This window comes from Alcanivorax sp. DP30, assembly GCF_009882945.1.
GTDB lineage: Bacteria > Pseudomonadota > Gammaproteobacteria > Pseudomonadales > Alcanivoracaceae > Alcanivorax.
The window spans coordinates 151,093-173,973 of sequence record NZ_WTUY01000005.1 but is presented as its reverse complement, the minus strand read 5'-3'; the positions used below and the strand labels follow the sequence as shown (position 1 = coordinate 173,973).

The following is a 22,881-nucleotide window of genomic DNA, read 5'->3' as shown; positions in this document are numbered from 1 at the left end:
CGGCAAGTCCGTTTACTCCGGCACCCTAAACGGGTCGTTATATTGCTGTGCGCCGAGATCAATCCATTCTGCCAGTAACCGCAACTCTTCATCACTCAGCCAATCATGATGACTCCCACCAGGAGCAAACAGACTGAAGAAACGCCCCGAGTTCCGGGCCTGACCTGCACGAACCGGAGCGGATATCTCAACCGGCTCTACCAAGGGTACAGGGTTACCGTTGATATCCAGCACCAATACTCCGTCTTCATCCGTCTGGTACACGATATTCCCTTCATCATCGAGTGCAATAGCTAAACGGTCTATCAATGCACCGTCCAGCAAAATTTGCTCATTATCATCAAACAGCAACTCGCGGTAACTGGTCAGCTGGGAAGGCTGATCCACTGCCGGGTCCCCGGTAAGCTCCAACTGGCCCAGGGGCACCTGAATGGCGTTGCTGGCGTCACGACGGTTATGGCATTGCGTGCAGGTCACCTCCGTGGCCACTCCGCCTACCATCGCATTACGCGGCAGGTCCCAGATCGGCTGAATATGGTCGGGATAATTGATAATGGTGCGGCAACCCGGCTGCCAATCCGCCAGACAAACCGGATCCACAGGAATCTCGGTTTCAAGGTCGGTATACCTCAGCTGCAACTCCGTAGCCGGATCCGGTGCAGGATCGGTCCACACATCCTCAGCCACCATATCCATCATCGGCAGTTCCCGTTCCGGATACAGTCGGGTCAGCGCCTGGGCCATGGTTTCTCCGGCATCTGCAAAGCTGACCACGTCACTGCGGGTATTCGGGAAAGGAGAGCCGGTCAGTGGCGCGCCCGGATTGAGCGAAGCTGCCATGCCTTGCTGACGGCCATGGGGAAGCGGACTACTGCTCCCGTGACACCCCTTGCAATGGAGGGTCTCACCCGGCCGCAGGGTAATCCATGCTCCATGCCGGCCGTACACAGACTGGCCATCCGCACCCACCAGTTGCAATCCCAGTGGCGCATCCGCTGGCACCCGCACCCGTACCGATCCGTCCGGCTGCACTGGTACGTACCCCACAATCTCGCGCATGCCGAAAGCTGGCATTCGCCCTATCTGGCTGGCGGGGATATTGCGAACCTCATCACCGGGAATCGGAACCCCTTTGATCACACGCAAGAAACGCACTGCGCGCTGTTCGGGAGCCACCCGTGCCGGGTTGGCAAAATTGGCGAAGCTCTCACCTCCTGCCGGCAAGGGATCCATGAACCCTGAGAAAGCGCCATCCAGATCATAAATGCTGCGAATATCCAGCACGGCCAGATTACTGTCCGCCAGCGTCGTTTCGCGTTCCGGCAGGAGTGGCTGAGCAGGCAACCGGGTAGCGGTGGCCACCGCCAGTTCGGTAATCCAGATACCATCGCGGGGCTTCACCACAGGCCGTTGCACGGCTTCTGCAGGATCAAACACCCACAAGCCGTAGGCCGGTGGCGCACCAGGCAAACCGCGGGAAAGATACTCCTCCGTACAGGGGCGCAGGGTACCGTTTTCATCCAGCCGGCAAGGTGACCATGCCATCAGCAAACGCCCGCTGGCGTCATTCATGGGCGCCAGATCGGCAAGCCAACCCGCGACATCAACCGACCCGGGGCGAGCGGATGACAAACTCAGCGACTGCTCGGCGGCACCGCCGTTAACCCCCTCCAGCGGGCCATCCCGATTCACGAAAGCCCCCACATCCACCAGTATCGGCTGAATTGCCAGATTGCGGGATTCTACCGTTCGCAGCGCCGTGATCACCCTGCCATCTTCCGCCATGGCCAGCGGCTGGAACTGGCGGCGCAAATCGCCCACCCATTCGTGGCTATTGGCGCCATAAAGCGGCTCCACCGCCGTGCCATCCGGATTGACCCGATAGAGATCAAAGCGGTTTACGCTGTCCTTGTTGTCCCAGCGCTGAAACAGGATGCGCCCATCGGCCATCACCAGTGGCGCCACATCATGGCTGGCATTGAAGGTAATCTGTTCCACCCCGGAGCCATCCGCCTCCATCACATGCAAGGCAAAGGCGCGCACATCGCGACCCTCCTCCAGGGGATAATATTGTGGGCGCCCCTCATCCAACATGCGCGCACGTGTCTGCGGCTGGCGCGTGGAGGCAAAGACAATCCGGCCATCCGGCAGGTAGGCGGGGTAGCGATCCTGGCCCTGCTCCGCCAGCACGCGACTGGAAATGACCCGTTTGGCTACGCCACTGGTAAATTCGTACTCCCAGATATTCCAGGTGGGTTGCTCGTCATCATCTGCATCCGGTATTTGCGGGGCACGAGCGGAAAACAGCATGCGGCCACCATCGAAGCTCATCGTCAGGTCGCGGATATCATGGCCACGCCCCAACACCGGAGTCGTGACATCCCGCGCCACCGAACGGCTGGACACCCCCTCGCGCACGATCAACCGAGCCCCCGGCAGAAAGCCCGCCGGATCTTCCAGAGAATCCAGCGCATCATCATCCATGCCGAGGCGTGGCGCCGTTCGCTCCACATAGGCCAGAGGAATGTCCGTCACTGTGGAATCTTCCCCCTGACTCCCCCCATCCATCCCGCCGCAGCTACTCAAGGCCCCAAGCAGCGCTAGCCGAATGGATACTTTTAGTATTTTCACCCGCCCGTCCGTAATTATTAGATTTCCGACAGTATCGCGAAGATATTCTTAGATTTCTGGGGCCCGAATCACAGTGCCCACCACCGAATGTCGTAGAGAATAGCAGTGGGTAACGGGAATTCAGTTGAACAAAGGTTAACAACGCCAATAATCCGGCGACTGAATAAAGACAGAATAAAGGGGGATGGATCCGATGATACGCATCTGGGGGATAGCGCTGACAGCAGCATCCATGCTGTTCTGCGCCCAGCACAGTCTGGCCAACAGCCGTGATCAGGCACAGCGGATACATAACCGCCTTGCCGGCGTGCCCGCCGATGCCGCCACCCTCACCGAGATGGCATCGCTGATCGACATCAATAATGCCCATGCCGCCGCCGAGTTGGCCATGGAGCACCCGGCCTTCTACAGCGTGACCCTCAAGCAGTTTGCCACCCCCTGGACCAATGAGGCCCAGGACGTTTTTGCCGATCTCAACGACTACACCGCCACGGTCATCGGCGCCATCCGCGATGACGTGGATTTTCGCCGCATCCTGTTTGCCGATCTGCTCTATGTGGGGAATGCCAGTCCAGCCGCCGCCGCAGACAGCAACGCACATTACCGCAATCTGGAAGCCAGTCACGCGAACCTGAAAGCAGTGCTGCAGCCGTCGAGCCAGACCAGTCAATACGGCACCCCGGCACAAGCGGTAGCCGGTGTGCTGACCACCCGCGCCGCCGCCAACGCCTTCTTCTATGCCGGAACCAACCGGGCCATGCTGCGCTTCACATTGATGAATCACATGTGCCGGGATCTGGAACAGGTCAAGGACACCACCCGCCCCTCCGACCGGGTTCGCCAGGATGTGAGCCGCAGTCCCGGCGGTGACAGCCGCATTTTCCGCAACAGCTGCGTGGGCTGCCACAGCGGCATGGACCCGCTGGCCCAGGCGTTCGCCTACTATGACTGGGAAGGCGACCAGGAAGGCGATGGCGGACGCATGGTCTACAACACCGGCACCGATCCGGACACCGGCACCCGGGTACAGGGCAAGTACCTGATCAACAGCAACAACTTCCCCTGGGGCTATATCACACCGAATGATCGCTGGGACAACTACTGGCGCGAAGGCCCCAATGCCAACCTGGGCTGGGACAGTACCCTTGCCGGCAGCGGCAATGGCGCGGCCAGCCTTGGCGAGGAACTGGCCAACAGCGAGGTCTTTGCCAGCTGCCAGGCCGAAAAAGTATTCCAGGCCGTGTGCCTGCGCAAACCGGCGGACAGTGCAGACACCAGCCAGCTGGCCACCATGACCAGCGCTTTCAAAAACGACAACTACCGCATGAAGACCCTGTTTGCCGATGCGGCCACCTACTGCATGGGAGACTGAGACAATGCGTATCGGACTTCTCATCAGCACATTGAGTCTGGCCCTGCTGGCCGGCTGTGGCGGTAGCAGCAGCGGCGCCAGCACCCAGAACAATCCGCCCCCCACCAGCGGGGACGGCTCGGTCAATTATCAGGGGCCGGCACCGCGCAACAGCGACGTGTCTGCCTTCAAGATCTACATCTGGAACAACCTGGTCAGCGAACAGCGCTGCGGCGCCTGCCATGGCAGCCAACAGCCCGCCTTCGTGCAAAGTGGCGATATCAATGCGGCCTACGCCGCCGCCAACCCCCTGATCAACCTGAATAATCCTGCTGCCTCCCCGATGGTGCAGAAAGTGGCCGGAGGCCATAACTGCTGGGAAAGCGATGCGCAGGTCTGCGCCGATCTGATCAGCACCTGGATCAGCGCCTGGGCCGGGGAAAGCCTGGGCCTGGGTGGCGGCACCACGGAACTCACCGAGCCCACCATCAAGGATCCGGGCAACAGCAAGAACTTCCCGGCGGATCCGACCCTGTTCCAGACCCATGTCTACCCGCTGCTGGATGATTACTGCTCCGACTGCCATCAGAGTGACGCCAGCACCCCGCAGAGCCCTTACCTGGCCGCCGACGACGTGAACGAGGCCTATGCCGGCGCCCAGAGCAAGATCGACCTGAACCAGCCCGCACTCAGCCGGCTGGTGGAGCGTCTGGGCGAAGACGGCCACAACTGCTGGAGTGACTGCGGCAGCGACGCCCAAACCATGGAAGATGCCATTCGCGCCATGGCCAACGGCATCACCGCCACTGCCCCGGATGACGATCTGGTATTGAGCAAGGCTCTCAATGTGGGCGATGGCACGCTTGCTGCCGGCGGCGGACGCTACGAAAGCAATGTGATCGCCCGCTATGAATTCAAGACCGGTGAAGGCACCGTTGCCTATGACACCTCCGGGGTGGAACCGGCCATCAATTTGCAGTTCAGCGGCGACGTGAGTTGGGAAGGCGGCTGGGGCATTCGCCTCAACAACGGCAAGGCCCAGGGCAGCACCCTCGCCAGCAAGAAACTCAGTGACATGATTCAGGCCACCGGCGAGCTGACTCTGGAGGCCTGGATCACCCCGGTGAGCACCGGCCAGGATAACGCCCACATCATCAGTTATTCTGCCGGCCCCGATACCCGCAACCTGACGCTGGCACAAAGCGACAGCGACTTCGTGGTCTATCAGCGCACCGGCGAATCCACCGACCTGAATGGCGAGCCGATTCTGGCCACGGACGACATGCCTTTGCAGGCCAGCCAACAGCACGTGGCCGTCACCTACGATCCAGTCAATGGCCGCCGCCTGTATATCAACGGCGAACGGCATCCTGCCCTTGACCCGGCCACCCCCGGCCTGCTTAACACCTGGGACGACACCTTTGCCCTGATCCTTGGCAACGAAGCCTCCAACGACCATCCCTGGGAAGGGGTGATTCGCTTCGCCGCCATTCACAATCGCGCCCTCACTGCGCAGCAGGTGCTGACCAACTTTGCCGCCGGTGTCGGGGAACGTTTCTTCCTGCCGTTCTACATCGGGCATCTTATCGATCAACCCGGCGCCTACGTGGTATTTGAAGTCTCCCGCTTCGACAACTACAGCTACCTGTTCGCCGCCCCCTACTTCATCAACCTGCAGCAGGACAGTGTGGAAAGCAGCACCGCCATGCAGGGCATGCGGATCGGCATCAATGGTCGAGTGCCCGATGTGGGCCAGTCCTTTGCCCAACTCGACACTGAACTGGGCGGTGAAGGCTACAGCAGCCAGGGAGAAAACCTGTCCCGACTGGGCACCCTGCTACCGGTGGAACAGGGTCAGGATAACGACGAATTCTTCCTGACTTTTGAGCGCCTGGGCAGCCACAGCAATGCCTTTACCGAACCGACGCCGCTTCCCCTGACAGCCAACCAGTATGGCCAACAACCGGAAGTGGGCCTGCGCGACTTTGCCGAAATCAATGCCACCATGAGCGAACTCACTGGCGTGCCCCAAACCCGTGGTGAGATTCCGGATACCTATCTGCGCTTGCGTACACAGCTACCCAGCGAAGAAAACATCGAGGCCTTTCTCACCGCCCACCAGATCGGGATTGCCCAGCTGGCGATTGAGTACTGCAACGCGCTGGTGGAAGCGGAGCGCAACAATGACTCAAGCATTACCCCGCTGTTCCCGTCCATGAATTACAACAGTGATGTGACCACCATTACCGAGCAGCAATGGCGGGATCGGGTTATCGACCCGCTGTTTGAACGCATGATCGGCAACGGCCAGGCGCGTCAGCCGCTGCGCACGGAAGTCGGAGCCGAACTGGAGCATCTGCTGTTTGATACCAACCTGACCCAGTGCAGTAGCAATTGCGCCGAACGCACCGCTACTGCCACCAAGGCCGCCTGTGCCACCGTGCTGGGCAGCGCTTCCATGCTGGTGCAATAAGGGGAACATGATGATCACCCGACACTTTTTCAAAAAACGTCAGCAACCCCTGCACCCGGATGCACCGCTGCTGAATCTGGGCCACGGCAAACCCGTGACCCGTCGCGACATGCTCGGCCGAGGTCTGATCAGCGGCGCGGCCTTCGGCACTGTCGGCCTGTTTGGCTTGTTCAGTAATCCACGCGAGGCCATGGCCGCCCTGTCGCCGGATCTGGAAACCATCAAAACCGATTGCGGCATCGTGGCAGAAGGCGCGGGCAAGATTCCGTTTATCTGTTTCGATTTGGCCGGCGGCGCCAATATTTCCGGCTCCAACGTCCTGGTGGGAGGCCAGGGGGGACAGGAGGATTTTCTGTCCAGCGCGGGATACTCCAAGCTCGGACTTCCCGGCAATCTGGCCCCCAACAATAACCCCGGACTGGTGAACCGCGATCTCGGCCTGGCGTTCCATAGCGATTCCGCCTTCCTGCGCGGCATCATGGAAAAGGCCTCGGCGGCCGCCCCCAATGTGAATGGGTGTGTTATCCCTGCTCGTTCGGAAAATGACACCGCCAACAATCCGCACAACCCCATGTACGGGATTTTCACTGCCGGAGCTGATGGTGAATTAATGTCGTTGATTGGTTCGCGCAGCTCCCTGTCTGGCGGCAACTCGCTGGCACCGGATGGCTCAGTGGTTGCGTCCGCTCGTCCCACCAAGATTGATCGCTTTTCCGATGTGACCGGTCTGGTGGATACCGGCAAACTGGTAGGACTGCTCAGTCCGGAAGATGCCACCTCAGTGATGGAATCCATCGCCCGTATAAGCCACAAACGCATCGACCGCATCGACAGCGGCCTCACTGACGCCAACCGGCGCAGTAATCTGCGCGATCTGCTCCGCTGTGGTTATGTGGAAGCGGCGGACATTACTGACCGTTATGGTGATCCCACCCCGCTGGATGTGGAGGAAGACCTGGATATCCTGTCGATCTTTTCTGCCAACGAATTGAATGACCGAGAGTTTGCCAAGACCGCTTCCATCATGAAGCTGGTGGTCAACGGCTATGCCGGCGCAGGCTGTATTTCCATGGGCGGTTTTGATTATCACACCGGGGAGCGGGCCACTGGCGAACTGCGTGATCTGCGCGCGGGTCGCTGCATGGGCGCCTGCCTGGAATATGCACGCCGCAAGGGCGTACCCATCATGCTGTATGTATTCAGCGACGGGTCGGTCGCCAGTAACGGACGAATTGATGACTCGGTCAATGGCCGCGGCAAAGGCGAATGGACCGGCGACAATTCCTCCACTGCTGCTTCCTTCATCCTGGTCTACAACCCCGCCAGTCGTCCCAGTCTCAACAACGGCCAGCAACAGCTGGGCTGGATGCGCCCGGACGCCTCGGTGGAAACTGCCGGCAGCCCTGCAGCGAACAATGTGAACCTGCTGGCCGAAACCGTCTGGCTTAACTACATGGCCCTGCACGGCGAACAAAATCAATTCGCCAGCCGTTTCCCCAATCACAGTCTTGGCAACGCGACGTCCCAGGACAGGCTTACCGCGTTTGAACCCATCGTGAACGGGACGATTTGAGACGCAAGCTTCATGCTAGAAGCTGCGACACGTGGAAATACAGCGTTTAACCGGTACTGTGCTCCGCGCTGCCATGCTTCGTAGAAAGGCCGAAAAGCGGGGAACTTTTCGGCCTTTCTTAATCCAATCANGCGTAGCTCGTAGCTCGTAGCTCGTAGCTCGTAGCTCGTAGCTCGTAGCTCGTAGCTCGTAGCTCGTAGCTCGTAGCTCGTAGCTCGTAGCCCGTAGCTAGATTTTCTCGCTCACCTCCGCCTGACGCAGCAACTGGATAAACTCGGAGCGGTAGCCATAGGCATCCTCGCCCTTGTTTTGCTGAGCCAGTTCGATGGCATCGTCCAGATCCCAGTCGCCGGTGTACTGACTGCCCTTGAGTAACTGGGCCGCGCCGGCCACGGCGATGGCGAAACCGGTTTCACGGGCCTGCCGGGCACTGGCGCTGTTCTGCTCAACCGGCACAGGGGTCTCGATCAGTTTTGAGGTGCTTTCGCCTGGTTTCTTGTAACGCAGTTTCAGGAAGGCATATTCCCCGGCGAACGGGGTCTCCGTTTTGTTATCACCCTTTTCATAACGGCCCGGCTCGATCATTGGCGCTTCACCCACTGGGGTAATTTCATAGATCGCCGTCACCGTATGTCCGGCACCGATTTCACCGGCATCCACTTTGTCGTTATTGAAATCTTCCCGTTCCAGAGCACGGGTTTCATACCCCAGCAGACGATATTCCTGCACTGTAGCCGGGTTGAATTCCACCTGAATTTTCACGTCCTGGGCGATGGGCACCAGCGATGATGTCGCCTCGGTAACCAGCACCTTGCGCGCCTCATTGAGAGTATCGATATAGGCAGCAACGCCGTTACCGTTCTGGGCCAGGGTCTGCATCAGGCTGTCGTTATAATTGCCCTGACCGAAACCCAGTACAGAAAGGTAAATGCCCTTTTCGCGCTCCCGGGTGATCAGCCCCTCCAATGCTTCCTGACTGGTCACCCCCACATTGAAGTCTCCATCGGTGGCGAGAATCACCCGGTTCACCGCTTCCTTGTCAAAATGTTGCTGGGCCAGATCGTAGGCCAGCTGAATGCCTTCACCACCCGCCGTGGAGCCCCCTGCCTGCAACTGGTTAAGCGCCGCTTCAATCTTGTGTTTGTCACGTACTTCCGTGGGCTCCAGCACCACACCGGCGGCGCCCGCATAGACCACCAGCGCCACGGAATCGTCCGGATGCATCTGGTCCACCATCATGCGTAGGGAGCGGGTCACCAGCGGCAGCTTGTCTTCCGCCATCATGCTCCCGGACACATCCAGCAAAAACACCAGGTTCGCACGGGGTCGGGTCTCCTGATGAGGCTCATACCCCTTGATGCCGATGTGCACCAGTTTGTTGCCCGCACGCCAGGGAGAATCACTCACGGACACCTGGGTCAGGAACGGGGTCTCGGGGGAATCCGGGGCGGGGTAGTCGTAATCGAAATAGTTCACCCATTCTTCCAGACGAATGGCATCCGGCTGCGGCAGGCGGCCATGATTGATCTGGCGTCGGGAGAAGCTGTACGAGGCGGTGTCCACATCAATGGAAAAGGTAGAGACCGGCGTTTCCGCCGTCCGCATAATGCCGTTGTCATCAATCTTGGTGAAACGGTCACGCTCTTGCTGCGGTGGCATCACCATCATCTGCGGCTGGGGCGTAGCCCGCACCGAAGCCAGACCACTATAGGGACTGTCTTCCATCATACGCTTGGCCTGGGGCGCTACTGGCCTGGCGGCCACCTCCTGATGCTGCCGGGCATCCACGGCCTGTTCGCCTTGATGGGAGCAAGCTCCCAGCGCAATACCGATGGCCAGAACAAGCGGGGTACGAATCAGAGTGTTCACGGTTACCTCCTGGGGTTTTTTATCCTTCATGGAGGTAAGACGGACAGGACCAGAATCTGCCTCAGGTTTTTTTCAGAAAAGTGCGAAGAGGGTCTTACGGCGCTTCCTGGTCGGCAACAGATCACTGCATGCCAAGGGCCGGGTGACTGATAGTCGCGAACCGCAGAGAGAAAATCGTAAAGGCTTTCCGGCAGCAGGTTTTGGCTTTCCCCTCCATCAAAAGGCGCTGCCACAACTGATATGAAGACCGGCCTTACTGGAGCAACTCTTCGGCCTTGCGCTCCAACACTTCGCCCAGCTCACACCAACCGGCTTCGTTGTCCGGCGCCATCGGGCCAAGGGCTTGCGGATAACGCTGCGCCAACATCCGGAATACCTGCTTCAGGGTAACCACATCCTCAGGGGCGCACTGACTGGCCTGAACCGCCAAGGCAGCCCGGGCCAGCCGGGCCATGTCATGACCGTCGGCGGCATCCTGTTGGCCCCGGTAGACCTGCAGATAGGTTTGCCAATCGGGGGCGGATGGCGCAGCCAGGCGTGCGGCCGACGGTAGCCCCGGCGGCGCTACCGCCACCGGTCCGGGCTGAGATCTGGCCGGTGCCCGGGCCTGATCTGCCATGGGCGGAGCACTCGCCACCTCGGCACCTTCCTCTCTGAACCCTTCTGCGCCGGATGACATGGCTTCATTGGTCGTCAGCTGGCGTTTTTCCAGGGACTCGCCAAGCGCCTTTGCCTTCGGCGCGACAAGCGCATCACTGAACGCAACATCCGCCTCATTCATGGATATTTCCGCCATGGGCTCCTGCATGGCCACGCTGTCGCCAGACATCATTGGCAGCTGCCCCTGGCGGAACAACAGCACCCCCACCAATGCCACACTCGCCGTCATGCCGATGGTGGCCCAGTGCCAGCGGAACAGGCCGTGCCAGACGGCACCATGGGTGGTTTTCGGTACCGCCGCTGACAGCGCCAGCCACTGCTGGCGCAGACTGTTACTGCTGGCAAGGGCCGCCTTGAGCGCCGTTTCCTGCGCGGTACTCAACGCCCCATCCTGCCAGGCCGCAAGAATTTCATCCTCGCTGGCAAAACCCTTGAACAGCGGCAAGGACAACAGCTCACCGGAGGGTGTCGCCGACATCCTCAGGGACTGCATCAACGCGTTTTCATTGTCCGTTTTCAACCGTTGCCTCCCCGTCATCTGTCATGCCCATGTCCGCCAGTGCCGTCTGCAGGCGCTGGCGCAATCCCTGCAAACGGCGCTGCACCGTGGCCGCACTGCTGCCGGTCAGTTCGGCAATGCGCCGGCTGGCCAGCCCGTCCTCGTAATGCAGCGCCAGCAGCAGACGGTCGTCCTCGGACAGGGAAAGCGATGCGGCCAATCCGGCAAGCGCCTGTTCTTCATTGGACGGACAAGACGACCGATCTGCCTCACCCGGATTGGCGTTCAGCAACGTCGCCATCAACGCAAGCGCCTGCTCCCGCTGCGCCTTTTGAAAACTGGCATCCAGTGACCCACCTCTGTCATCCGGCAAGGTGTCGAGCCCCAGTTCCGTGACGCAGCACTCCGAGAATCCAGGCTCTCCACAGCGGGGGATGCGTTGCTTGATCTCACGAATGGCATCACTGATCAGGCCATCGCGAAACTCCGTGGCCAGGCGAGTTTTGATGGTTTCCGGCCATTGGCGTTCCAGGCACAGCATGCGCCATAGCTTGACCCAGCCCTGCCCCATGGCCAGCAGCCACTGGGGCGGCCGTGGACGCCCGAACCTGCGACGGGCAAAGTCTTCCATGGCGCGACCGGCCACGGCATAGGCGAAGGTTGACGGAGAACTTTTGCCAGTAAACGATTGCAGCGACGCCCAGTCATGTTCGCTGAGGGCTTCCAGCATGGCGGTACAGGCTTCTTCCGCCAGCACCGGCTGCACAAAGCGGCGGGCCGCCATGCGTTCCAGTCCCGCCATGAAAGCGGGATCAAACACCAGGGCGGGCCAGTCAATCGGGGCTGTACCTGACGGTCCGTGAGCCATGAAAAAATCTGTACCAGGGAATTGCTCTCACTTGTAGCCTAAATGCTGAGCCGATACCAGTTTTGCACCATGGCGGGTGACGGGATCCGTTCGCTATGTCTACACTGCCTGCTGTTCTCAAGCCGGAGCCTGCCATGTTGCGCCCCTTTTTATTGAGCCTCGTGCTTCTCCCCTGCCTCCTGCCCTCGCCGGCAAGGGCCGAATGGCAACAACACCAGTGGGAGGTGATGGGCACCCGCGCCAGTGTCACGCTTTGGTCTGAACAGGATGCCAGCCCGTTGTTTGCGGCCCTGGAAGCGGAGATGTCACGCCTGAATCAGCGCCTCTCGCCCTGGATCGACGACAGTGAACTGGCCACGTTGAATCGTAAAGCTTCGAAAACACCACAAACGGTCAGCGCTGAGCTCTATGCCCTGCTGGAAAAATCCCGCCACTATTTCCAGATCACTGAGGGCGCCTTTGATATCAGCTTCGCCAGCGCCGGTCATCTTTACGATTATCGCGAAGGCAAGGCGCCGGATGATGACACCCTGAAACGCGCCACCAGCCACATTGATGCCCGCAATATCCAGTTGCTGCCGGATCATCAAGTGCGCTTCACCGACCCGGGCACGGTCATTGATCTGGGCGGCATCGCCAAGGGATACGCCATTGACCAGGGCATCGCCCTGCTTCAGCAAGCCGGTATCGAACAAGCCTGGTTATCGTTGGGAGGAGACAGTTATGTGCTGGGCGATCATCGTGGGCGCCCCTGGGGCGTGGGCATCCAGCACCCCCGCAATCGCAAGGCCATCGCCATGAGACTGCCACTCAGGGACACGGCCATGTCCACCTCCGGAGATTACCAGCGTTACTTCATGGATAACGGGGAGCGCATTCATCACATTATTTCACCGCAAACCGGCAAAAGCGCCGGGGAGCTGGTCAGCGTGACAGTACTTGCGGAGAAAAGTGTAGATGCCGATGCACTCTCAACCAGTGTGTTTGTGCTTGGCAGGGAAAAGGGTTTGGCACTGATCAATCGTTTACCCAACACCTCGGTGATCATTATCGACCAACAGGGAGCGGTGCATTACTCCAACGACCTGGCACCAGGGCAATAGCAACCGGGATGAAGGCGCACCGGAAAAAAGCCCAAACCGAAAAGCCGCTATTTCTTGTCGTCGTCAGGCAACAGGAAGTCGCCCCACTCCTTGAGAAAATCTTCGTCCAGGTCCGCTGTGCCATGATTCACTTGCGGCAAGGCATCAAGGTCCACGGGGGCCGGCTCGAAAAACTGGCTAACGGATGACTCATCCTGCGGCCTATCCTGCGGAACACGCACGACTTCTTCAGCGATGACCCGACCCTTTTCAAGCGTCAGCCGCAGCACATGCTCGAAGTCCTCTTCATCGGGATTATCCAGGCCCTCCCAGTAGTCAGGCACATCCAGATGTCGCGGCAGACGGCACAACGTCAGGGTACCGCTGTAGTCCAGCGGCAGATCCACCTCTCGATAGTGCCAGTTTCCTTCCATGAAAGCCGTATCCCGAATGGCAGCAACACCATTCAGCGCGGGGTAACTGGCTCGCTGCTGGATTTCGTTGCCATCCTCATCAAAGGCAAGCGGCTGCTCAGGGTCGGCCAGGGACAAATTCGTCAGGACAAGCTGCCCGTCCCGGATGGCATAAAAAGCCACATAGCCACGCCAGCAGCCACTGCTATCCGACCCGGGACTAATGCCGTGTTCCCAAGGGGAGAACAATCCTTCACGGACCTCGAATGCCTCACCCTGATAGCTAAGTGAATTCTGTAACTGGGAGGTCATGGGCTCACTCCATCCGGCACCGGTGCGGAGGATCGCTGCGGCCGGCTTTCTCTCAGTGAACGATAGACCAGATCCGCCAGGCCCTCATGGGCCGTTGCCGAGAAGCGCTTGAGCCGGTTTCGGGTACGCGTGATCTGCTCAAAAGCTGCCGCCTGCAAGCCATACTGCTGCCGCCGCATCAATACCTCACCACGCTGTTGCAGGTCAGCCAGCATGCGCTGTAATTCCGGAAGCTCCTTGCTGAAATGTTCCAGCCGATCGACCCGGTTCGCCGCATACAGCACCCGGGTCCGCAGATCGCGATTTTTTTCCAGCAGCTGCTGGATATCATTCAATTCTCTCTCACGTTGCCACTGCCGGGGAACAATATCTTCCTGCATCTCCCAAAGCAGTAGGCCCCGATAGAAATCCAGTTTTTCAATCATGTCCGGGCGGGCCATTTCTCCCCAGCCTCCGGTCAGGTCTCGGGCTTCCTGCTGAGCCTGCCACAGGCGACGCTCCTCTTCGGTCGCAAACGGCAGCGGATCCTGATCATCCACCGCTTCATCGAACTGTCGCCCAAGACGGCCCAATTGCCCCTGAAAATTCTGGTTCGATAACTGTTTGAGTAAGGCCTTCGCCTGCGGACGCATGGCTTTCTGTTTGTTTTCCTGGGCATGGAGCAGCGTATCCAGTGCCGGCATCTTCTGTTGCCAGAGCGCCAAAAGATTCTGCTGACGCATCAGCTCGTGATATTGATTCCAGCCTTGCTGAAAACCGGCAGTGGCGAACCAAGTGTAGAAAGTGGGAAAGCTGCTCACCCGTTGTGGCAAAAACCGGGGCACGGGATCCATGGCGGTAGACCATTGTGGCTCGCCCACCATGGCGCTGAACCACTCGCCACTGGCAATGCGTGCCTCGAGATCCACCAGATATGCATCCAGCGAGGAGAACCGCGCAATGGCCGTCTCGAAACCAACCTTCGCCTGGCTCTGGTGACCCAGCTGGTCATAGAGGATGGGAATGGCCAGTTGTGCTTCCTGCACCGCGCGCCGCTGAATCGACATCTCATCCAGGCGCCGTAGCACCGGCAACGCACGAGATGGCTGGTTTTCTATCAGCAGGGCCCGGGCGTAGAGCATCATGGACTCATCCGCGAAAGGACCGTCTGCCCTGGCCGCGGACAGCAATTGCAACGCACGGGGTTCCTGTTCACTGCGCAACATGTAGATGGCCAGGGCCAGCATGGCCTTGTCCTTGATGGCATCGGTTTCCGCTTCCCCCGGTGGCAAGTTGGCCAGCTGCCACAGCCACTCCTGCCCCAGCGAGGGATGCTCACCATTGATCCAGCTGATCGCCAGGTTGTAACGCAGATAGGCATTCAGGGGATGATCGGCGGCAAAGGCATCCAGGGATTCCGCCGCCTCTTCATAACGGCCAAGCCGCATCAGGATTTTGGCGCGCAGACTGTGATAGGTTTCAGCCAGCTCCGAGGGAGGCTCGCCGATCTGCTCGTCCAGCGTCTGTAACGCCTCCCGGTACTTCCCCTGACGGTAGAAAAGACCCGCAAGATGAATCCAGGCACGCTGTGCCACAGAGTCACTGACCTGGGTATCCAACAGGGTGCTGAACACCTTTTGCGCATCCTCCGGCATGCCATAGGCGCTGTACATGGCCCCCAACAGCACTTGAAGATCGGCACGGTGATGCGTCACCTCACCACGCTCCAGGGCCATCTGCGCTCGGGTCAGCGCGGCAAAATATTCACCCTGCAGGTACAGATAAGCCACTTCACCATAAGCGGGCTCCTGCACCTGGTGCGCCTGATCCAGACGTCCCCAGGTGTGGGACGCCAGCAACAGACTCAAGCAGAACAGCAATATGCGCATGGATTAACGCCAATCACGAAAACGAAATCGGGGCTGCTGCTTGGCACTGTCATCTTCAATATGCAGCTGCACAAAGTGGCGACCATGGCCTTTCTCGAACTGACCATTCACCCCACGGCGTATTTCCGTGCCCTGGGGACCATCACCGGTCACAAACGCTACCAGCTCGTGGCCACCGTTTTTGACATTGGCCACGGCCAGACGCTGCACCGCACCATTGCGTAACGCCCTCACCTCTTTTTCGGTATACAAATGGCTGGCAATCACTTCGCCATCCATTTCAAGGGTAATGCTGTCCGGCTCGAAAAAGTGCCCGACATCCAGCGACACATAAATGCCCACCTGGGTATCCGCAGGAAACAGCAATTCCTCCTCCAGCAGTAACAGGCGTTTGTTGACTTCCAGCACTTCTCGTTTGAAATCTGCCAGATCCTTGTCCAGCTCTGCACTCTGTAGCGGGGTAAACGCCAGCAACAGAAGCACCATGACGACACAGCGCATTCTTCCCTCTCACAATGTTTTTTGCAGAATCTACCACAGCTTCATGGCATTAACTGTTGCACGCCTCTCAGCGTGATCCCTGCACCATCCATCGGCAGATACATAATTGCGACAATTGCCTCTTGCCACAACCTCCACAACAGTACCATTATCAAAAGGTCGGTAGTGCATATCGACACCGTGCCGGCGGCCCGGTCAGACGCCGCGCCATGCGCGCCCTTTACAGGGCGCGGTGGCGCGACAGGAGTCCGGGCCGTCCGGCATGCACTTATCTCCGCATCACGTTGCAGCCTGAAACGCATTCTTTCTGCACCCAGCTTTTCCGAAACGGAACCTTCCGGTTATTCTCTGCTCCAACCCCGGAACACTTTGCAACGGAATCCCCATGAAAACTCTGCTTTCTTCCTGGCTGCTGGCCAGTCTTTTATTGCTGGCGGGCTGTCAGACGCTTGGATCACTGGAAGCACCGGAGGTGTCCGTCTCTGGCATTAACCTCAACAAGGTCTCGTTGTTCGAACAGGAATGGGGACTCACCTTGCGAGCCCGCAATCCCAATGATCGCCAACTTACCCTGAAAAGTATGGACTACGAAATCTATGTTAACGGGGAAAAGTTTGGCCGTGGCTTGACAGCTGAAAGCGTCACGTTGCCGGCAATGGGAGACGCCACCGTCAAGACCACCATTACCACCAGCCTGCTGGAAAGCCTGCAGAAATTGCAGCAGATCCAGAAAGATCCAGGTAAGCCCCTGACCTACCGACTGGTCGGCAAGGCCCGTGTGGCCGGCGTGCCAATCCCGCTAAGCTTCGACAAGGAAGGGGAAGTGAAGCTGCCGGCCATGCCCTGATTGTTCACTACAAGAGTGTCAGACGCTTGCCTGTGACCGCAATGGTTGTGCGCTCATAGATAGCATTTTCGCGTGCAGGCACGTTCCCTCATTCTGTATTCCCCGGGAGGGAAAATTCATTCAATCCCTCTGCGAAACCGCGCCGGGCTTTGCCCGGTCCAGCGGCGAAACGCGTGGATGAAATTTGATAACTCCGAATAACCCAGACGCTCACTGATTTCTTCCAGCGTCAGAATACCCAACGCCAACCACTGTTCCGCCAGCATCCTGCGCACTTCATCCAGTAACTCCTGATACCCTGTCCCCTCCCTGGCAAGATGCCGTCGCAAGGTTCGACTGCTCACATGCATTTCAGCTGCCAGGCTTTCCAGATCAGGAAAGTGTCCGGGATGCTGCAACAAGCGTCTACGCAATCTGGCGGCCATTTCGCCTCGCGTATTTCGCTGCACCAACAGCTGATGACACTGCTCCTCACAGAGCCTGGCCGTCACGCTGTTGGCCTGGGGTAGCGGCATGTCCAGCAAGGAAAGGGCAAAGGCCGCTTCACTCCTGGCGGCGGAAAAGACCGGCACGCGACCAAACACCGTTTCAAAGTTTGAAACAGACTGTGGCGGCAATCGCATATTCAATGAGGTCAGCGGGACGCGCAGGGAGAACAGTTCTTCCTGGATCACCATGATGGCACTGGCATCCCTGGCCAAAAGATAGGGGCGCACCGTTTCATCCAGTACAGTATCGTCCAATACCAGCACCGCTTCACCACCACGCTCCTCCAGGCGAACATCCAGAAACGCAAAGGTGAGCCCCAGGTAACGCAGACCAAGCCGAATCGCATCCCCGAAGGTGGTGCTACTGAGCAGCGCAAATCCCCATACACCGTAACTGCTCAGATGGTACCGCTGGCCCATGGCCAGGCCGTGGGCGACGGGATCATCCAGATGCTCGCACAGGTTGCGGATGACGATGAGCTCTTGCTCCGGCTCGATCGTGGCATCAGCCTGCTGCAACACCCCCGCATCCAGTCCTGACCCGGCCAGACTGACCGCTACGGGGACGCCGTGCTCAGCGCCATAAGCCACTTGCAGGCGAACACTGGTGATAGCTCTGAGGGCATTCATGATGTGTCCGATATCCACAATTTTCTGTCCCAGAATGCCATAACCATGGCACGCCAGTCTCGCTAAAGTGAGGTCAATAACGACAAATGGGATGTATAACCATGAAAACCACCTATCAGGCCATCATCATTGGCGCAGGGTTCGGCGGCTTGGGCATGGCTATTCGCCTTAAAGAGCAAGGCCAGGACGACCTTCTGATCATCGAAAAGGCTGATGATGTGGGAGGCTGCTGGCGCGACAACACCTACCCCGGTGCTGCCTGTGACGTGCCCTCTCACCTGTATTCCTACTCTTTTGAACGGCACTATCCCTGGAGCCGACGTTTTGCACCCCAGAAAGAGATCTTTGCCTACCAGCAGTACTGCGCACGCAAATACGATATTTATCGCCATATCCGTTTCAATACCGAAGTGGCAGAGGCCCGTTACCAGGAAGACACCGGCATCTGGGAAGTGACGCTTACCAGCGGTGACATCCTGTCATGCAAGGCACTGATCACCGCCACCGGCCAGCTGAACCAGCCTGCGTATCCGCCCCTGTCCGGCATTGGTGATTTCGAGGGCACTCACTTCCACAGCGCCCGCTGGAACCACGATGTGGATCTGACCGGCAAGACCGTGGCTGTGGTGGGTACCGGCGCCAGTGCCATCCAGTTCGTGCCGGAGGTAACCAAAGTGGCCGGCAAGGTGATGCTGTTCCAGCGCTCCGCCGCGCATGTAATTGCCAAACCGGACCGTGCCTACAGCAAGGTCGAGCATCTGCTGCTCGAGAAGCTGCCCATCACCCAGACCCTGGACCGCCTGCGCATCTACGCCACCAACGAGTCCCGCGCACTGGGCTTTACCTCCTTCCAGCAGGCCATGAAACTCTACGAATGGCTGTTCCAGCGCCACCTGAAAAAGCAGGTGGCAGACCCGGCCCTGCGCGAGCGGCTCACCCCGGACTACCCCATGGGCTGCAAACGTATTCTCATGTCCAATGATTACTACCCTGCGCTGGTTCAGGACCATGTGGAAGTGATCAACCACGGCATCGAGTCGGTGGACAAGACCGGGCTCACCGATAGCACCGGCACCCACCATGATGCGGATGTGATCATTTACGGCACTGGCTTTCAGGCCACGGATTTCCTCACCCCCATGACCATCACTGGTCGAAACGGGCAGAATCTGAACCAGGCCTGGCAGGACGGCGCGGAGGCCTACCTGGGCATGACGGTGAACGGCTTCCCCAATCTCTACATGCTCTACGGCCCCAACACCAATCTGGGCCACAACTCGATCATCTACATGCTGGAAAGCCAGATTCACTACATCCGCCAGTGCCTGGCCGCCATGGACGAGCAATCACTGCAGGCAATGGAAGTGCGGCAAGGCACCCAGGCCCAATTCAACGAAGAGGTGCAGCGAAAAATTCGCAACACCGTATGGGACAAGGGCTGCCACAGCTGGTACAAGACCGACAGCGGTAAAAATACCAACAACTGGCCGGGCTTCACCTTCGACTATCGCCGCCTGACCCGGCAGGTAAACTGGAGTGACTATGAGCTCGTTCGTTGACCGCGTCAGTCGGTCGCAATCGCTGATTCAGCAATTGCTTGCCGGCATCCTGCGCGCCTCCCTGGGGCTGCTGTTCAAGGGTTTTATCAACCCCCGTTTCAGCGTTGCCTTCCAGCGCCGCTGGATGGATCTCATGGCAAAAACCACCCTGCACGCAAAAATGGTGGCCAGCCATGATGCGGATGTGGCCGGTGTGCCCTGTCGCCATTACCAGACCCTCCATGCCCAGGGCACCATTTTGTACTTGCATGGCGGCGGCTACGTGGGCGGCAGCCCGGACAGCCACAAGGCCATCACCTCGCACATGGCCAAATTCGCCAATGCCCGCGTGGTAGTGCCGGACTACCGGCTGGCCCCGGAACATCCCTGCCCGGCAGCCATCGAAGATGCGGTACAGGTCTACCAGCAGTTGCTGGCAGAAGGCGTCCAGCCGGAGACCCTGACCCTGATGGGCGACTCCGCCGGCGGCGGCCTGGCCCTGGCAACCCTGCAGGCATTAAAAGCACAGGGCGCAGCCCTGCCCAGCAGCATGATCCTGTTTTCCCCCTGGGTGGACCTGACCCTGAACCAGCTGTTCGATACCGACCAGGAAATCATGCTCACCCGCGGCTGGCTGGAAAATGCCGTTAGCGCCTATGCCGGCGACCAGCCCGAGCGCCCGGCCACCTCCCCCATCAATGGCGACCTTTCCGGCCTGCCTCCGGTACTGATTCAGGTCGGCGCCGACGAGATTCTGCTGAACGACAGCCTGCGTCTGTGCGAAGCCCTCAACCAGGCCGGCAACCCGGCGCGACTCCAGGTTCACCCGCAACGCTGGCACGATTTCCAGATCCATGCCGGCGTACTGGCGGATGCGGATCAGGCCCTGATCACCTGCGCCCGTTTTATTCATCAACACCGTAAGGAGCCCCAACCATGAAGCGAATCTTCATCACCGGTGCCGCCAGCGGCATCGGCCTGGCAACGGCAAAGCTGTTCCACCGCAATGGTTGGCAAGTGGGCATTACCGACATCAATTCACAGGCCTTGAAGTCCGTGGCAGCGGAGCTGGACAACATCTGGTATCGCAAACTGGACGTGACTGACGACATCGCCTGCCAGCATGCCGTCAAGGACTTTGCCGAAGAAGGCGGGCTGGATGTGCTGTTCAACTGCGCCGGGATTCTGCAGATGGGGCGGTTTGAAGACATTCCTGCAGCAAAGCACAAGCAGATTATCGACATCAATGTCACCGGCCTGATCAACATGAGCCTGGCCGCCTACCCGCACCTGCTGGAAAGCAAGTCCCCGGTGGTCATCAACATGAGCTCCGCTTCCGCCATGTATGGCACCCCACACTTTGCCTCCTACTCGGCCAGCAAGTTTGCAGTTCGTGCACTGACCGAATCCCTCGATATTGAATGGGGTCGCCAGGGAATCCGGGTCACTGACGTGATGCCGCCCTTTGTCAGCACCCCCATGGTCACGGAGGCTGAATTCCGTGCCCCGGTGATTGATCGTATGGGCGTGAATCTGGATGCTGAAGATATCGCCAACGCCGTCTGGCAAACGGCCAATCAGGACACCGGCGTCCACAATCCGGTGGGTGGTTTCTTCAAAATGATGAAGCTGGGTGACAAATTGCTGCCCGCCGCCACAACCCGCATGCTGATGAAATTTTTGAGCAGGGAATAAACGCGGACGCGGCGGGATTGCTCAGCAGGAGAGGCCCTGAGTTTGATCCAAACCCAGGGCGAATCCGCTCTCTAAAGAAAATGCCCAAGTCCGGGAACTTTTGTCACTTCCCTGTCCAATCGAGCGTAGCTCGTAGCTCGTAGCTCGCTACTGGTCTGCGTCCTTCGGCGCAGCGAAGGTAATGGTCACCTTCCGCTTGCCCCACTCCCGTGCCGCATCGATATCCTCGCCCATATAAATATCGATTTTCTTTTTCCAGCGCCGGTGCATCTTGTCTTTGACTACCCAGACACCCGGCAGCCCTTCAATCTGCAATTGCGCATTGTGGCCCAGCCCAAGGGGAATCAGATCCCGCGATACCGCGATGGCCTGCATGCCCGGCTTCAGCCGGTCGCCCCAGGCTGCCAACGCATGGTCTTTACCGTAACCCTGACCATGCAACGAATTATAGGCCGTTGCCGTGACGGTCATGGTCACCGAAGGCGGACCCGCCTCACCAATGGATACCGCCCAGGTAACCGCCACCAGGATCAGGGCAACAGCGCCGGCATTCACCTTGCGTTGCAGCGAAACAGGTACAGTCATTCAATGCTCCGAATTGCGATTATTATCATGTTTCCATTTCTGCTGAATGCCTGCACCCTGGGCAAGAGCGTGGCAACTGAAACGCCCCCGCTCAGCAATACGCTACGTCACTGGTCGCCTGACAGCGAACCTGATGCAGTGGTGTTGGCCCTGCACAGTTTCGGCGATTTCTCTGCCGCCTTTGCCCAACTTGGCCCACGTTTCAGCGAATCCGGCCTGTATCTGGAAAGCTATGATCAGGCAGGCTTTGGCGAGCGGCAGCTGGAGGGGCGCTGGGCCGGCGAAGAACAGCTGGTCCAGGAAGCCTCACAACGCATTCAGCATTTGTCCTCACTGTACCAGCAACCGGTGTTTGTGATGGGTGAAAGCCTGGGCGGGGCCGTGGCCATTCTGGCTGCACTGGAAAACCCGGATTCGGTCGCCGGCATTATCCTGTCCGCCCCTGCCGTCAGGGAAGGGATTCGCTTCCGCTACGGCTGGAATCTGGCCATCGCCAGCGCCGCTGCCGTGGCCCCGGGCTATCGTGTCAGCGTGGAAAGAGACCCCGAAGATCCGTCTCTTGCCCCGGCCAACGCACAACGACTCGCCACGGATGACAGGGTGATTAGGCAGGTGCGCCTGGACAGTTACTGGGGACTGATTCAGATTGCCGATAGTGCCAGCGATCAGGTCCCAAACCTGATACCGCTCCAGATACCCGTGTTACTGCTCTACGGAGAAAACGACAACAGCGTCCCCGAGGCAGGTATTCTGGCCCTGCGCCAACACCTCCAGCAGCAGCTAACCTACCACCCAGTTCCAGGCGGCCCACACCTGCTGCTGCAAGGAGCCCAATGGCAGGCGACAAGCCAGTTGATTATCCACTGGATAGAGCAACAGACAGCATCACGCACACCGCAACAGAAAACATCCCTGAAACCTGCCACTGTCAGCACAATTGGCCCAGCAGGCCAGTTACACGCCGGCTCAGACTGATACCCTGTGCCTTCATCAATACA

General features: G+C 59.1%; 18 protein-coding genes. 9 read left to right on the top strand and 9 right to left on the bottom strand.

Annotated features, from left to right (window positions below; all coding sequences use genetic code 11):
* Nucleotides 1-12 precede the first annotated feature (12 nt).
* Nucleotides 13-2,631, bottom strand: coding sequence for a PD40 domain-containing protein (locus GQF00_RS11685; protein WP_161319348.1), 2,619 nt, complete (start codon nt 2,629-2,631; stop codon nt 13-15).
* Between the two features lie 184 nt (nt 2,632-2,815).
* Between GQF00_RS11685 and GQF00_RS11680 the strand changes: the two genes are divergently transcribed.
* From GQF00_RS11680 to GQF00_RS11670, 3 genes are read left to right on the top strand one after another with little or no spacing between them, the layout of a single operon-like run.
* On the top strand, nt 2,816-4,003 hold the full coding sequence (locus GQF00_RS11680) for a hypothetical protein (protein ID WP_237440501.1): 1,188 nt from the start codon (nt 2,816-2,818) through the stop codon (nt 4,001-4,003).
* Nucleotides 4,004-4,007: 4 nt separating this feature from the next.
* A complete protein-coding gene (locus tag GQF00_RS11675) occupies nt 4,008-6,455 on the top strand; it encodes a LamG domain-containing protein (protein WP_161319346.1) in 2,448 nt (815 codons plus the stop codon).
* Between the two features lie 7 nt (nt 6,456-6,462).
* Entirely contained in the window at nt 6,463-8,028 is a 1,566-nt protein-coding gene (locus GQF00_RS11670) for a general secretion pathway protein GspF (protein ID WP_237440500.1), read from the top strand.
* A gap of 228 nt (nt 8,029-8,256) precedes the next feature.
* Here the strand turns inward: GQF00_RS11670 and GQF00_RS11665 are convergent, their stop codons facing one another.
* From GQF00_RS11665 to GQF00_RS11655, 3 genes are all read right to left on the bottom strand, one after another.
* Entirely contained in the window at nt 8,257-9,897 is a 1,641-nt protein-coding gene (locus tag GQF00_RS11665; protein ID WP_202560489.1) for a VWA domain-containing protein, read from the bottom strand.
* A gap of 253 nt (nt 9,898-10,150) precedes the next feature.
* Entirely contained in the window at nt 10,151-11,077 is a 927-nt protein-coding gene (locus GQF00_RS11660; RefSeq protein WP_161319344.1) for a hypothetical protein, read from the bottom strand.
* Complete coding sequence (locus tag GQF00_RS11655) at nt 11,061-11,924, bottom strand: sigma-70 family RNA polymerase sigma factor (protein ID WP_161319343.1); 864 nt, start codon at nt 11,922-11,924, stop codon at nt 11,061-11,063. Before GQF00_RS11655 ends, GQF00_RS11660 begins: the two co-directional genes overlap by 17 nt.
* Nucleotides 11,925-12,058: 134 nt before the next feature.
* Between GQF00_RS11655 and GQF00_RS11650 the strand changes: the two genes are divergently transcribed.
* The gene (locus tag GQF00_RS11650; RefSeq protein WP_161319342.1) at nt 12,059-13,027 is read left to right on the top strand and encodes an FAD:protein FMN transferase; all 969 of its coding nucleotides are present in this window, start codon (nt 12,059-12,061) and stop codon (nt 13,025-13,027) included.
* A 47-nt stretch (nt 13,028-13,074) separates the two neighbouring features.
* On the opposite strand, the gene GQF00_RS11645 is transcribed toward GQF00_RS11650, so the two are convergent.
* Genes GQF00_RS11645 through GQF00_RS11635 form a run of 3 tightly spaced genes read right to left on the bottom strand, consistent with a single transcriptional unit; the run spans nt 13,075 to nt 16,100 of the window.
* The gene (locus GQF00_RS11645; RefSeq protein WP_161319341.1) at nt 13,075-13,731 is read right to left on the bottom strand and encodes a hypothetical protein; all 657 of its coding nucleotides are present in this window, start codon (nt 13,729-13,731) and stop codon (nt 13,075-13,077) included.
* Complete coding sequence (locus tag GQF00_RS11640) at nt 13,728-15,599, bottom strand: lipopolysaccharide assembly protein LapB (RefSeq protein ID WP_161319340.1); 1,872 nt, start codon at nt 15,597-15,599, stop codon at nt 13,728-13,730. Before GQF00_RS11640 ends, GQF00_RS11645 begins: the two co-directional genes overlap by 4 nt.
* A gap of 3 nt (nt 15,600-15,602) precedes the next feature.
* Nucleotides 15,603-16,100: a hypothetical protein gene (locus tag GQF00_RS11635; protein ID WP_161319339.1), complete on the bottom strand. Its 498-nt coding sequence runs from the start codon at nt 16,098-16,100 to the stop codon at nt 15,603-15,605.
* A gap of 385 nt (nt 16,101-16,485) precedes the next feature.
* Between GQF00_RS11635 and GQF00_RS11630 the strand changes: the two genes are divergently transcribed.
* Nucleotides 16,486-16,947: an LEA type 2 family protein gene (locus GQF00_RS11630; protein ID WP_161319338.1), complete on the top strand. Its 462-nt coding sequence runs from the start codon at nt 16,486-16,488 to the stop codon at nt 16,945-16,947.
* A gap of 116 nt (nt 16,948-17,063) precedes the next feature.
* On the opposite strand, the gene GQF00_RS11625 is transcribed toward GQF00_RS11630, so the two are convergent.
* Nucleotides 17,064-18,065, bottom strand: a complete 1,002-nt coding sequence (locus GQF00_RS11625) for an AraC family transcriptional regulator (protein WP_161319337.1) — start codon at nt 18,063-18,065, stop codon at nt 17,064-17,066.
* A gap of 101 nt (nt 18,066-18,166) precedes the next feature.
* Between GQF00_RS11625 and GQF00_RS11620 the strand changes: the two genes are divergently transcribed.
* Genes GQF00_RS11620 through GQF00_RS11610 form a run of 3 tightly spaced genes read left to right on the top strand, consistent with a single transcriptional unit; the run spans nt 18,167 to nt 21,298 of the window.
* Complete coding sequence (locus tag GQF00_RS11620) at nt 18,167-19,624, top strand: NAD(P)/FAD-dependent oxidoreductase (RefSeq protein ID WP_161319336.1); 1,458 nt, start codon at nt 18,167-18,169, stop codon at nt 19,622-19,624.
* A complete protein-coding gene (locus GQF00_RS11615; protein ID WP_161319335.1) occupies nt 19,608-20,543 on the top strand; it encodes an alpha/beta hydrolase in 936 nt (311 codons plus the stop codon). The genes GQF00_RS11620 and GQF00_RS11615 overlap by 17 nt, the downstream gene beginning before the upstream one ends.
* Nucleotides 20,540-21,298 carry an SDR family oxidoreductase gene (locus tag GQF00_RS11610; protein ID WP_161319334.1) on the top strand — a complete coding sequence of 253 codons (759 nt, stop codon included), beginning with the start codon at nt 20,540-20,542 and terminating at the stop codon, nt 21,296-21,298. The genes GQF00_RS11615 and GQF00_RS11610 overlap by 4 nt, the downstream gene beginning before the upstream one ends.
* Nucleotides 21,299-21,445: 147 nt before the next feature.
* Here the strand turns inward: GQF00_RS11610 and GQF00_RS11605 are convergent, their stop codons facing one another.
* Entirely contained in the window at nt 21,446-21,883 is a 438-nt protein-coding gene (locus GQF00_RS11605; RefSeq protein ID WP_161319333.1) for a 3D domain-containing protein, read from the bottom strand.
* A gap of 27 nt (nt 21,884-21,910) precedes the next feature.
* On the opposite strand from GQF00_RS11605, the gene GQF00_RS11600 reads away from it, so the two are divergent.
* Nucleotides 21,911-22,858, top strand: a complete 948-nt coding sequence (locus GQF00_RS11600) for an alpha/beta fold hydrolase (RefSeq protein ID WP_237440499.1) — start codon at nt 21,911-21,913, stop codon at nt 22,856-22,858.
* Nucleotides 22,859-22,881: the final 23 nt, after the last annotated feature.

Excerpts from the sequence above, each read along its gene's own strand:
- GQF00_RS11635 (WP_161319339.1), bottom strand. The coding sequence starts at position 16,100 with ATGCGCTGTGTCGTCATGGTGCTTCTGTTGCTGGCGTTTACCCCGCTA.
- GQF00_RS11630 (WP_161319338.1), top strand. The coding sequence starts at position 16,486 with ATGAAAACTCTGCTTTCTTCCTGGCTGCTGGCCAGTCTTTTATTGCTG.
- GQF00_RS11610 (WP_161319334.1), top strand. The coding sequence starts at position 20,540 with ATGAAGCGAATCTTCATCACCGGTGCCGCCAGCGGCATCGGCCTGGCA.
- GQF00_RS11670 (WP_237440500.1), top strand. The coding sequence starts at position 6,463 with ATGATGATCACCCGACACTTTTTCAAAAAACGTCAGCAACCCCTGCAC.
- GQF00_RS11650 (WP_161319342.1), top strand. The coding sequence starts at position 12,059 with ATGTTGCGCCCCTTTTTATTGAGCCTCGTGCTTCTCCCCTGCCTCCTG.
- GQF00_RS11680 (WP_237440501.1), top strand. The coding sequence starts at position 2,816 with ATGGATCCGATGATACGCATCTGGGGGATAGCGCTGACAGCAGCATCC.
- GQF00_RS11605 (WP_161319333.1), bottom strand. The coding sequence starts at position 21,883 with ATGACTGTACCTGTTTCGCTGCAACGCAAGGTGAATGCCGGCGCTGTT.
- GQF00_RS11600 (WP_237440499.1), top strand. The coding sequence starts at position 21,911 with ATGTTTCCATTTCTGCTGAATGCCTGCACCCTGGGCAAGAGCGTGGCA.
- GQF00_RS11645 (WP_161319341.1), bottom strand. The coding sequence starts at position 13,731 with ATGACCTCCCAGTTACAGAATTCACTTAGCTATCAGGGTGAGGCATTC.
- GQF00_RS11615 (WP_161319335.1), top strand. The coding sequence starts at position 19,608 with ATGAGCTCGTTCGTTGACCGCGTCAGTCGGTCGCAATCGCTGATTCAG.
- GQF00_RS11640 (WP_161319340.1), bottom strand. The coding sequence starts at position 15,599 with ATGCGCATATTGCTGTTCTGCTTGAGTCTGTTGCTGGCGTCCCACACC.
- GQF00_RS11625 (WP_161319337.1), bottom strand. The coding sequence starts at position 18,065 with ATGAATGCCCTCAGAGCTATCACCAGTGTTCGCCTGCAAGTGGCTTAT.
- GQF00_RS11675 (WP_161319346.1), top strand. The coding sequence starts at position 4,008 with ATGCGTATCGGACTTCTCATCAGCACATTGAGTCTGGCCCTGCTGGCC.
- GQF00_RS11620 (WP_161319336.1), top strand. The coding sequence starts at position 18,167 with ATGAAAACCACCTATCAGGCCATCATCATTGGCGCAGGGTTCGGCGGC.
- GQF00_RS11655 (WP_161319343.1), bottom strand. The coding sequence starts at position 11,924 with ATGGCTCACGGACCGTCAGGTACAGCCCCGATTGACTGGCCCGCCCTG.